The 11,249-nt window shown below is 52.2% G+C and carries 11 protein-coding genes; 10 read left to right on the top strand and 1 reads right to left on the bottom strand.

What is annotated here, in order from left to right; all coding sequences use genetic code 11:
• On the bottom strand, positions 1 to 309 hold a 309-nt coding region (locus tag H8L47_RS29460), incomplete at its 3' end, for a hypothetical protein (protein WP_222616599.1).
• A 321-nt stretch (positions 310 to 630) separates the two neighbouring features.
• Between H8L47_RS29460 and H8L47_RS18965 the strand changes: the two genes are divergently transcribed.
• The 10 genes from H8L47_RS18965 (at position 631) to H8L47_RS18920 (ending at position 11,160) form a co-directional block, all read left to right on the top strand.
• The gene (locus H8L47_RS18965; protein WP_186955172.1) at positions 631 to 990 is read left to right on the top strand and encodes a hypothetical protein; all 360 of its coding nucleotides are present in this window, start codon (positions 631 to 633) and stop codon (positions 988 to 990) included.
• Positions 991 to 1,459: 469 nt separating this feature from the next.
• Positions 1,460 to 2,653 (top strand): phosphoglycerate kinase, encoded by a 1,194-nt coding sequence (locus H8L47_RS18960; RefSeq protein ID WP_186955171.1) that lies wholly within the window; start codon positions 1,460 to 1,462, stop codon positions 2,651 to 2,653.
• 268 nt (positions 2,654 to 2,921) lie between these two features.
• Positions 2,922 to 4,361, top strand: coding sequence for a pyruvate kinase (gene pyk / locus H8L47_RS18955; RefSeq protein ID WP_186955170.1), 1,440 nt, complete (start codon positions 2,922 to 2,924; stop codon positions 4,359 to 4,361).
• A gap of 41 nt (positions 4,362 to 4,402) precedes the next feature.
• Entirely contained in the window at positions 4,403 to 5,467 is a 1,065-nt protein-coding gene (gene fba, locus H8L47_RS18950) for a class II fructose-bisphosphate aldolase (RefSeq protein ID WP_186955169.1), read from the top strand.
• A 162-nt stretch (positions 5,468 to 5,629) separates the two neighbouring features.
• Entirely contained in the window at positions 5,630 to 6,526 is an 897-nt protein-coding gene (locus H8L47_RS18945; RefSeq protein ID WP_186955168.1) for a phosphoribosylaminoimidazolesuccinocarboxamide synthase, read from the top strand.
• A gap of 2 nt (positions 6,527 to 6,528) precedes the next feature.
• Positions 6,529 to 7,038, top strand: a complete 510-nt coding sequence (gene purE, locus H8L47_RS18940; protein ID WP_186955167.1) for a 5-(carboxyamino)imidazole ribonucleotide mutase — start codon at positions 6,529 to 6,531, stop codon at positions 7,036 to 7,038.
• 281 nt (positions 7,039 to 7,319) lie between these two features.
• Positions 7,320 to 8,540 (top strand): 5-(carboxyamino)imidazole ribonucleotide synthase, encoded by a 1,221-nt coding sequence (locus H8L47_RS18935; protein WP_186955166.1) that lies wholly within the window; start codon positions 7,320 to 7,322, stop codon positions 8,538 to 8,540.
• Complete coding sequence (locus H8L47_RS18930; protein WP_186955165.1) at positions 8,537 to 9,571, top strand: L-threonylcarbamoyladenylate synthase; 1,035 nt, start codon at positions 8,537 to 8,539, stop codon at positions 9,569 to 9,571. The genes H8L47_RS18935 and H8L47_RS18930 overlap by 4 nt, the downstream gene beginning before the upstream one ends.
• Before the next feature lie 68 nt (positions 9,572 to 9,639).
• A complete protein-coding gene (locus H8L47_RS18925; protein ID WP_186955164.1) occupies positions 9,640 to 10,047 on the top strand; it encodes a hypothetical protein in 408 nt (135 codons plus the stop codon).
• 78 nt (positions 10,048 to 10,125) lie between these two features.
• A complete protein-coding gene (locus tag H8L47_RS18920; protein ID WP_186955163.1) occupies positions 10,126 to 11,160 on the top strand; it encodes a hypothetical protein in 1,035 nt (344 codons plus the stop codon).
• Positions 11,161 to 11,249: the final 89 nt, after the last annotated feature.

Raw genomic sequence — 11,249 nt, 5'->3', positions numbered from 1 at the left:
CAACCCCAACCCCAACCCCAACCCCAACCCCAACCCCAACCCCAACCCCAACCCCAACCCCAACCCCAACCCCAACCCCAACCCCAACCCCAACCCCAACCCCAACCCCAACCCCAACCCCAACCCCGTATCTCGTTGATCAACCACATTTAATGCAATTTGAATTTTGGTTGTATTGACGTTGTTTTTGACCTTCGCCGTTCCGATGTGTCGATGCCTTTGATGCAAGGCAGAAAATGGAAGAAGAAATGACCGTTGTTTGAGCCGCAGGCGAGTTTCGGGCATTTCCCATTTTTTGACTTGCAGCAAAGGGGACCCCCTTCAGGGGGCAGCGACGCCTCGGTCGCCTTCTTTGGCTTACTTTTCTTGGCGAGACAAGAAAAGTGAGTAGCTGCCGGGCTACCCCCGGCCTGCAATTTTAAATAACGTATGAATGTATTAAGACCAAAGTATTCAAAATACGACGAATCAGAAAACTCATGCAATAGTTTGCCCCGAACGCCCCGAGCGCCAGCCCGGTAGATACCTGCCTTCAATCTGTGTTCGTGTATCCTTTGTCTTTCAAGTACTTATTGCTTGATTTTGCCGCGTAGTGCAGGATAATGGGCGACCTAGAATTAGACTCATCGCATGACCACTACCTACTACAATCCAGATCAAGCTCAAGAAAGGGAAGTCTGGATGGCGCTATCCCCGACTGATAAATTGAGGGTTGCAAAAAATTATCACGATTCAATCCGGGTGAAGGCATCCAAGCAGCATGCCTACCTTCATGTGTTCGTTGAAGACCAGATTGCCCATGGTGTCAGACCTGTTATCCGTGCAATGGAGCGATTACAAAGCAAAGGAATGCAGCGCCATGAAGCGATACATGCAGTTGCGGCTGTCTGTGCCGCGCATTGGCAAAGAGTAGCACTCACTTCAACCGAAACAGATCAATCAGCAGCTCAATTACGTCTCAATGCTGAGCTTGATGCCTTGCTTGGGTAAGCTATATCGGAGCCTGAGGCTTTGTTTGTGACTTGCTTTTATGTGGCTATTTATGTCGTCATTCCGGTCAACAGCATGCGGGAATGACGTAGCAATGAATGCGGCAATGCTAAGCTTTAGTAACTCCAATTTGACAATTCATCCTATGTAAATAATTGCCTGTAACCTAAACAAATTGATCGAAAAACAATAAAAGCACGAACGTACCGTTTTCTAATCAGCAATCAGTGACTCCCAATCAAACCCACCCACCATCCCCAAGCCCCAGTAATTCCATCAAATAAATGTCAATTAATCATCAAATTTCACATTAAACGCGCAAAACCCGCGCAAAACCGTATGGTCTGCAAGCGGGCTTTGGTAAAATAGCGGGCTGAGAACTTATGCAGTAAATTTCCTGGCGGAATTCATTTGCCCGGCACTCGCAGGCAAATGCGCCACCCTTCAACCTTGCCAACTCCATATCACGATGCAATTCAACCGACTCAGTGACCTGATCGCAGCAAACCAGCTCCAGGGCAAACGTGTTTTCATCCGCGCCGATTTGAACGTTCCTCAGGACGATGACGGCAATATTACCGAAGATACCCGTATCCGCGCATCTGTTCCGGCGATACAGCAGGCTTTGCAGGCAGGTGCTGCGGTGATGGTGACCTCGCATCTGGGTCGTCCGACTGAAGGTGAATTCAAGGCGGAAGATACACTGGCACCGGTTGCCAAGCGCCTCTCTGAATTGCTGGGATTGAACGTAGAACTCAAGCAAAACTGGGTCGATGGTGTGGATGTTGCACCAGGCCAGGTGGTCTTGCTGGAAAACTGCCGCGTCAACAAGGGCGAAAAGAAAAACGACGACGCGCTGGCGCAAAAGATGGCAGCCCTGTGCGATGTGTATGTGAATGACGCCTTTGGCACTGCCCACCGTGCAGAAGCCACTACCCACGGCATCGCCAAATTTGCACCTGTCGTCTGCGCTGGTCCATTGCTGTCAGCAGAACTGGATGCATTGGGTAAAGCACTGGGCCATCCGGCCCGCCCACTGGTCGCTATCGTGGCTGGCTCCAAGGTGTCCAGTAAACTGACTATTTTGAAATCGCTGGCAGACAAGGTAGATAACCTCATCGTTGGCGGCGGCATCGCCAATACTTTCATGCTGGCATCCGGCCTCAAGATCGGTAAATCACTGGCAGAAGCTGATCTGTTAGAAGAAGCCAAAGCCATCATCGACATGATGGCCAAGCGCGGTGCTTCTGTACCTATTCCTACTGACGTAGTCTGCGCCAAAGAATTTTCTCCAACTGCAGTGGCCACCGTCAAGGCAGTGGCTGATGTGCAGGACGATGAGATGATCCTTGACATCGGCCCGACCACAGCAGCCTTGCTGGCGGAGCAAATCAAAAAAGCAGGCACGATCGTCTGGAACGGCCCGGTAGGCGTATTTGAATTTGACCAGTTCGGCAACGGCACAAAAGTATTGGCACAAGCAATTGCAGATTCAGCAGGCTTCTCCATCGCTGGCGGTGGCGACACACTGGCAGCAATAGCCAAGTACAACATTGCGGACAAGGTAGGCTATATCTCCACAGGCGGCGGCGCTTTCCTTGAATTTTTGGAAGGCAAAACCCTGCCAGCAGTAGAAATTTTGTTGCAACGTGCTGTGAAATAAATGCATTCATCTCAACCCAGAGACTTTGAGAAAATCTGAAGTGTAAAAGCAAATTTTTTTGAGTTTCTTGTAGAGATTTTGAAGATATTAAATAAAACCAATGTGCAGGCTCTGCATAAGCGTAGCGAGCGGCACTAGTTTGACGAATGTAAACTGCGGAAGCGCAGTCGTACTTAAGTACGACGAGCATCGCAGACTCAAAATTGTCAGCCTGGTGATGCAGTAGCTTAGGCAGTGCTTGCAAATAAAAAAATTTTCAGGAGACCAGATGTCACGTGCCACCAAGATTGTTGCCACCATAGGCCCAGCTTCCAATGACTTGGCTACGCTCAAGCGTATGATACAAGCCGGGGTGAATGTGGTGAGGCTGAATTTCTCACATGGCAAGGCGCAGGATCATATAGACCGGGCCACCATGGTGCGCCAGGCAGCAGCAGAGTGTGGCCGCGAAATCGCGATCATGGCTGATTTGCAAGGCCCAAAAATCCGCATAGGCAAGTTTGAAAATTCCCGCATCAATCTTGAAAACGGTGACAAGTTCATCCTCGATGCAGACTGCACCATGGGCACGCAAGAGCGCGTCGGCCTTGATTACAAAGCCCTGCCACGTGATGTCAGAAATGGCGACCTGCTTTTGCTCAATGATGGCCTGATCGTGCTCGTCGTTGAAAAAGTCGTTGGCAATGAAATCCATACCATTACAAAAATCGGTGGCGAGCTGTCCAATAACAAGGGCATCAACCGTCAGGGTGGTGGCCTGACTGCGCCAGCATTGACAGGCAAGGACATGGAAGACATCAAGACAGCCATGTCTTTCCAGGCCGATTATGTGGCCGTGTCTTTCCCCAAAAATGCGACCGACATGGAAATGGCAAGGCAACTCTCCAACATCGCGGGTGAGCCTTACAATCACAAGCCGATGATGATCGCCAAGATAGAACGTGCAGAAGCCATACCGCTGCTGCAAGAAATTCTGGATGCCTCTGACGGCATCATGGTTGCCCGTGGTGACCTGGCTGTAGAAGTCGGCAATGCGGCAGTACCTGCCTTGCAAAAGCGCATGATCAAGATGGCGCGTGCCTCCAACAAGGTGGCCATTACTGCCACTCAGATGATGGAATCCATGATCGTCAATGCCGTGCCTACCCGTGCTGAAGTGTCCGACGTGGCCAATGCGGTGCTGGATGGCACCGATGCCGTCATGACATCAGCAGAAACTGCATCCGGCAAATACCCGATAGAAACCGTGGAAGCGATGTCGCTGATCTGCCTGGAAGCAGAAAAATTCCAGGAAAACAAGCTCGATGCCGATTTCCTCAACATGACCTTTACCCGCATCGACCAGTCCATCGCCTATGGTGCGCTGTTCACAGCGCACCACCTGGGTGTGAAAGCCATCGTGGCCCTGACCGAATCGGGTTCTACTGCCTTGTGGATGAGCCGCCACAGTGTTGATGTGCCGCTGTTTGCACTGACACCAAGTGTGGCAACCCAGCGCAAGGCGGCGCTGTACCGCAATGTCCAGACCTTCAACATGCCTTACTCTGCTGACCGCGAAGTGGTGTTGAAAGCTGCCGAAACTGTCTTGCTTGAAAACGAAGTCGTTGCCAAGGGCGACATGATTGTTGTGACATGGGGCGAACCCATGGGGCAGGTCGGCGGCACCAATGCAATGAAAATTGTCAGGGTAGGCGAGAACCAAGCGTAACAGGGACAAAGATTTTTTTATAAAGCAATCTGGAGTTAATTATGCCACTCGTATCCATGCGTCAATTGCTGGACCACGCCGCCGAAAACGGTTACGGTCTGCCAGCTTTCAACGTCAACAACCTGGAGCAAGTCACCGCCATCATGCAGGCAGCCGATGAAGTTGGCGCGCCTGTCATCATGCAGGCTTCTGCCGGTGCCCGCAAATATGCTGGCGAAGCATTCTTGCGCCATCTGATCGAAGCCGCGGTAGAAGCTTATCCGCACATCCCCGTCGTCATGCACCAGGACCACGGCCAGTCGCCAGCGGTTTGCATGGCTGCGATCAAATCCGGCTTCACCTCGGTGATGATGGATGGTTCCCTGATGGAAGACGGCAAGAGCGTCGCCAGCTATGAATACAATGTCGACGTATCGCGTGAAGTGGTCAAGTTTGCCCACTCCATCGGCGTCACGGTAGAAGCAGAACTGGGCGTGCTCGGCTCTCTGGAAACCATGATGGGCGACAAGGAAGACGGCCACGGTGCTGACGGCAAAATGACGCGCGAACAATTGCTGACTGACGTGCAGCAAGCTGCTGATTTCGTCAAGCAAACTCAGTGCGATGCACTGGCAATTGCCATCGGTACTTCCCATGGTGCTTACAAATTTTCCAGGAAGCCTACTGGCGACATCCTGGCGATAGACCGCATCAAGGAAATCCACCAGCGCATTCCGAATACACACCTGGTGATGCACGGTTCTTCTTCCGTACCGCAAGAGCTGCTGGATGAAATCCGCCAGTTCGGTGGCGACATGAAAGAAACCTATGGCGTGCCTGTAGAAGAAATCGTCATCGGCATCCAGAACGGCGTGCGCAAGATCAACATCGACACCGACATCCGTTTGGCAATGACAGGCGCGATCCGTCGTTATATGTTTGAAAACCCATCCAAGTTTGACCCACGTGATTACCTGAAACCAGCGCGTGAAGCAGCCAAGCTGGTGTGCAAGGCACGCTATCTGTCTTTCGGTTGTGAAGGCCAGGCAGGCAAGATCAAGCCTATGGCTTTGGAAAAAGTGGCAGAGCAATACAAGAAAGGCGCTTTGGCGCAGATCGTTAACTAAGTAATAAATTTATTTCCTCATTCCGGTTTTGCCGGGATGAGGAAGTTCAGGGTTTAGACAAAATTGGTGGTTGGGAAAGTGTCACTTGGGCCGGGCCCAGTTCGGCCAGATCACCAACAATTTTGTGTAAACCCTATCCAGATCGACATAAAGAAATCCTTCATGACTACGCAAATCAATTCCACTCTTCATTCCCTGCCTTTGCTGGGCCGTGGCAAGGTACGTGACAATTACGCTGTTGGCGACGACAAGCTGCTCATCGTCACCAGTGACCGCCTGTCCGCATTCGACGTCATCATGAATGAACCCATCCCTGACAAAGGCCGCGTGCTGAACCAGATGGCAAATTTCTGGTTTGAAAAGCTCGGCCACATCGTGCCTAACCACCTGACTGGCGTTGCTCCTGAATCCGTGGTGGCAGCAGATGAAGTCGCCCAAGTCAAAGGCCGTGCAGTCGTCGCAAAACGCCTGAAGCCCATCATGGTAGAAGCCGTGGTACGTGGCTACATCATCGGCTCTGGCTGGAAAGATTATCAGGACACAGGCGCAATCTGCGGCATACAATTGCCAGCAGGCTTGCCACAGGCCGCCAAGTTGCCAGCACCTATCTTCACCCCGGCTGCCAAGGCAGAAATGGGTGAGCATGATGAAAACATCAGCTATGCAGAAACCGAACAACGCATAGGCGCAGAGCTGGCCGCCAAGATCCGCGACATCAGCATACAGCTCTACACTGAAGCCGCAGAATACGCTGCCACTCGTGGCATCATCATCGCCGACACCAAGTTTGAATTTGGCCTCGATGACAATGGCGTGCTGCATCTGATGGATGAAGTGTTGACTGCCGATTCTTCCCGCTTCTGGCCTGCTGATTCTTATGCTACTGGCATTTCACCACCGTCTTTTGACAAACAGTTCGTGCGCGATTATCTCGAAACCATCACCAGCTGGAAAAAGACAGCACCAGCGCCAGCCCTGCCAGATGAAGTCGTGCAAAAAACTGCCGCCAAATACCGCGAAGCACTGGAACGCCTGACTGGCGAAAGCCTGAAGGACTGATGATGACTACAGAAAGCAACGTAGCAACTAAGGTTGTCGTCGGCGTCGTCATGGGTTCATCCTCAGACTGGGACGTCATGCAAAACGCTGTTGCCATCCTCAAGGAATTTGGCATAGGCTTTGAAGCCAAGGTCGTCTCTGCCCACCGTATGCCCGATGAAATGTTCAGCTATGCAGAAACCGCCCGCGAGCGCGGCCTGCGCGCCATTATCGCCGGCGCTGGCGGTGCAGCCCACCTGCCAGGCATGATCGCTGCCAAGACCATCGTGCCAGTATTGGGTGTGCCCGTGCCATCCAAATATTTGCGCGGCGAAGACTCATTGCTGTCCATCGTGCAAATGCCAAAAGGCATACCGGTATCCACCTTTGCGATAGGTGAGGCAGGCGCAGCAAACGCCGCCCTGGCCGCGATTGCGATGCTGGCGACGACCGATGATGCACTGGCGGCGAGGTTGATTGAGTTCCGCGAAAAGCAAACGCAAGTTGCACGCGATATGGTGTTGCCGGTTTGAGTGTGAATGATCGTGTATTGGGTTATTTTCGTAGGTGAGTTAGCCTTGTAGGTTGGGTTACGCTTCACCAGCCCAACACTGGGCCTCAACAAACATATACGTTATTTAAGCGCCGAGTGTTGGGCTGATAAGGCGTAGCCCAACCTACAGCACGGCCCAAGCTCGATCCGGCCTTATGATCGCAGCCCAATCAATGAGCACAAACAAATTCGCCTGAATATCTGTATCTCATTTAATTTGTACTATTGTGTACAAACGATTCCTAGTTTGAAATCACTACCATGACAACTCATCCACAGCCCGCACAGCCACGCCAGCCCTTGTTACCCAATACCCCCGCCAGTTGCCTCGGCATCATGGGTGGCGGCCAACTGGGCCGCATGTTTGCCCAGGCGGCGCAAGCCATGGGTTACCAGGTGGCCGTACTCGAACCTGAAGCAGGCTGCCCCGCAGCGCAAGTGACAGGACAGCATATCCAGGCAGGCTATGAAAACCACCCTGGCCTGATGGCACTGGCCAAGCTCAGCAAGGCCGTCACGACCGAGTTTGAAAACGTCCCGGCAGAAAGTTTGAAGCTGCTGGCGCAAACCAGTTTTGTGGCACCAGCCGCAGCCTGCGTCTCCATCGCGCAAGACCGCCTGGCAGAAAAACATTTCTTCACCCGCTGTGGCGCGACCACGCATGTCTACCCGGCACCGCACTGGGGTATCGCCAATCAGGATGATGTCGCCAGCGCCAGGGAAGACCTTTTGCCCGGCATTTTAAAAACCGTACGCATGGGTTATGACGGCAAAGGCCAGGTACGCGTGCGCGACCGTGCTGAACTTGCCGCAGCCTTTGCTGGCATGAACGGCCAGGTCTGCGTACTCGAAAAAATGCTGCCACTGGCTTATGAAGTTTCCGTCCTCGTCGCCCGTGGCGTTGATGGCGAAGCAGCGGTGTACCCGATTGCAGAAAACGTCCACCGCGACGGCATCCTGTTCACCACCATCGCCCCAAGCACCCATGTGTCGGCAGAGGTCGCCAGCAAGGCGCAAGCTGCTGCCCTGCACATCGTTGCAGAGATGGGCTATGTAGGCGTGCTGTGTATAGAATTTTTCGTGCTCAAGGATGGCAGCCTGGTCGTCAATGAAATGGCACCACGCCCGCACAATAGCGGCCACTACACGATTGATGCCTGCATCACCAGCCAGTTTGAACAACAGGTCAGGGCGCTGGCACAATTGCCGCTGGGCGATGCGCGCCAGCATTCGCCCGCCGCCATGCTCAATATCCTCGGTGATGTCTGGTATGAAGGCGACACCGACACCATGCGCGAACCAGCATGGGACCAGGTGCTGGCCATACCAGGCGCACACCTGCACCTGTACGGCAAGGCAGAAGCCCGCCGCGCCCGCAAGATGGGCCACGTCACCTTTGTCGCCACGACCATGGCAGAAGCACAGGCCAATCTCGGCAAAGCCTGCGCTATCATTGGTATTGCCGCACCGGAGTGGGCATGAAGCCAGTCGCCAGCACCCCCTGCGCAATCGCTGACGCGGCAGAAGCACTCGAACGCGGCCAACTGGTCGCCTTCCCGACCGAGACCGTCTATGGCCTGGGTGCTGATGCTGAGAACCCAAAGGCCGTCGCGAATATCTACGCCGCCAAGGGCAGGCCGTCTAACCACCCGGTGATCGTCCACGTCGCCCCCGGTGCGGATATTAGCTACTGGGCCAAGGACATCCCGGCAGAAGCACACCAGCTCATCGCTGCCTTCTGGCCCGGCCCGCTAACCCTGATCCTGAAACGTGCTGACCATATCCCGGACGCAGTATCAGGCGGGCAAGATACCGTTGGCATACGCTGCCCATCGCACCCCGTGGCACAAGAACTCTTGCGCGCCTTCAAAGGCGGCAAGGGCGGCGTTGCTGCACCATCCGCCAATAAATTCGGCCACGTCAGCCCCACCATGGCCGCCCATGTAGAAGAAGAATTCGAGCAAGAGATTCAACCCGGCGGCCTCATCGCCAGCATACTCGACGGTGGCCAGAGCGATGTCGGCATAGAGTCAACCATTGTTGATCTTAGCCGCCTCGCCACTCACGGCCCTGTCCTGCTGCGCCCCGGCCATATCACCGTCGCCCAAATGGCCGCCGTGCTGGGCGTGACACCAGCAGCCCCAGACGCCGCAGCCCCACGCGCCTCCGGCACGCTGGACGCCCATTACGCACCCCACACACCAGTGATTTTGGTCGAAGCCGCAGAGTTGGACGATACAGTCAACCGCTTGCACACCAAAAACAAAAAGCTCGCCCTCATGAGCTACCAGGCCCATCCCGCCATCCAGGCCGAAGCCTGGCGCCACCTGCCCGCCGACCCGGCAGGCTATGCGCACGACCTCTACGCGGGTTTGCGGGAACTCGATCATGCCAACGCAGATTTGATCCTGGTAGAAGCCCTGCCGCAAGACAAAGACTGGCAAGGCGTGAATGACCGTTTGCGCAGGGCGGCGTTTGATTCGCGGGATGTGTTACAGGGGATGTTGGGGTAGGGCTGATCTGACGCCAATTTCTGCCGGTTAATTGCTATGATTTTGAGTGCACAAAATGGTGAGGAGTTGTGGCGTACGAGATATTTATTCTTAGTGATGATTTTGGAATTCCACGTGAGCATTTTGAGTGCTGCCTGGAAGAGATCTATACCTTTCATCGAAAAATTGTGCCAGAGATTGTTTGTCCGGGCGGCGTTGAGTCATTTGTGGCGAAGACGATAGAAGAAAAGCTTTGTCAGGCTCTAGGGTTTTTTAACTGGTATCCCAATGTTTATCCTGATGGAATTTATGGACTCCATGAATCAAACCGGAAAGCTGGTTCAAAGGAATTGCTTGAAGTGATCGCAAAATATGTAGACTCTGGTTCGGAAATTTCGTACATCAATGACGTTGGTCATGCAGCAAAGTACGTGTTTGTTGACGGCACTTTGGAGCACTATATTGGTGAAATTAGGTTCGAGCGCGTAAGCAAGTAGCCCTCGTAGATACGATTAGCGCGGCGTAATCGCAACTGCGTGAGTTAATTTATGCATGTGAACGGGCATGGTGAAGGTATGGATTATAGGGATAAATGTAACTTGGACCGCGCTTGGCTAATGGGAAGCACACCTGTATTAATTAAGAATGGGCCTCCAGAGGAAATTCAGTATCTTCAATTAGGACAGGAAGTATTGTCGCATTGCGAGCAAACAGGTGAAATAGGTTTTCGGAAAATTACCCATATTTTCGTTCAGGAAGATGTTCCCACCTATTTACTTTATTACGGGGGCTACAGTGCAGAGAATGCCAATGATTTTGAATTGAGGTCTATAGAGGCAGAGCCATCGCTGGCCCTGTTTGTTTTGAATAAAGGTTGGACTTTACTGAGAAATTTACTGGCTGGTGACGTAGTAAAATCTTTCGATTTGACATGTTTTTCTCCTGGTACTTGTATTGCAGACTCATTTAGCTGCGCAAAACAAACTGTGCTTGGTATTGCCCCGTCTGGTCTGAACAGAAAAGTTTTCAGCCTTGCTTTAGAGGACTTTGATACGTATTTTGTTCGAGAAGAAGGATTTTTAGTTCTTGAGCAAACAAACGGTAGGCTAATGTTGGAAAAGAGAAGTAGCGACCATGACGCTACACGCCATTCCAATATAGGTGGTTTTCCATCAGATGCGCTTGTTTCTATAAAAGGAGGCCATAAAAGTGAGATGCAATTCATCATGCCTGGCACGGAAGTACTATCTCGATGCGTCACTACGGGAGACTTGCGGTATCGTAAAGTGTTGCGGCGTATAGTGCACGAATCGATGCCAGCTTATTACTTGGGATACGATTTTTACGGGCAGAACCAGGGGGTAGTAGCTGCTATTGGGCAACAATTTTTTGTTAGCGGAAGTGGCTGGACAAACCTATCAGAAATCAAGATTGGAGATTTGTTGGAAGTAAATGATGGTTCCACCATTTCAGTAAAAATTTTAAAAAAAGAAGTTGATGAGCAGGAACATTATTTTAATTACTGCATGTTAGAGATCGAAGGTTCAGATTCCTATTGCGTTAATGATGGATTATACGTAAGGGGTTTTGCATTAAACTTTCCTTCGTAAATACAAGCACATTGCACCAATCATAATTGCGATCGCTAGGTCATAGAGAAGCAATTGCACAAGGAAACTACTAGCTCTTAGGTATGATT

This window comes from Undibacterium umbellatum (assembly GCF_014284125.1).
GTDB lineage: Bacteria > Pseudomonadota > Gammaproteobacteria > Burkholderiales > Burkholderiaceae_D > Undibacterium > Undibacterium umbellatum.
The sequence above is the reverse complement of the archived record's forward strand: the minus strand, read 5'-3'. Positions and strand labels throughout refer to the sequence as shown.

Coding starts and splice junctions, on each gene's coding strand:
- H8L47_RS18965 (WP_186955172.1), top strand. CDS start 631: ATGACCACTACCTACTACAATCCAGATCAAGCTCAAGAAAGGGAAGTC.
- H8L47_RS18960 (WP_186955171.1), top strand. CDS start 1,460: ATGCAATTCAACCGACTCAGTGACCTGATCGCAGCAAACCAGCTCCAG.
- pyk (WP_186955170.1), top strand. CDS start 2,922: ATGTCACGTGCCACCAAGATTGTTGCCACCATAGGCCCAGCTTCCAAT.
- fba (WP_186955169.1), top strand. CDS start 4,403: ATGCCACTCGTATCCATGCGTCAATTGCTGGACCACGCCGCCGAAAAC.
- H8L47_RS18945 (WP_186955168.1), top strand. CDS start 5,630: ATGACTACGCAAATCAATTCCACTCTTCATTCCCTGCCTTTGCTGGGC.
- purE (WP_186955167.1), top strand. CDS start 6,529: ATGACTACAGAAAGCAACGTAGCAACTAAGGTTGTCGTCGGCGTCGTC.
- H8L47_RS18935 (WP_186955166.1), top strand. CDS start 7,320: ATGACAACTCATCCACAGCCCGCACAGCCACGCCAGCCCTTGTTACCC.
- H8L47_RS18930 (WP_186955165.1), top strand. CDS start 8,537: ATGAAGCCAGTCGCCAGCACCCCCTGCGCAATCGCTGACGCGGCAGAA.
- H8L47_RS18920 (WP_186955163.1), top strand. CDS start 10,126: ATGGATTATAGGGATAAATGTAACTTGGACCGCGCTTGGCTAATGGGA.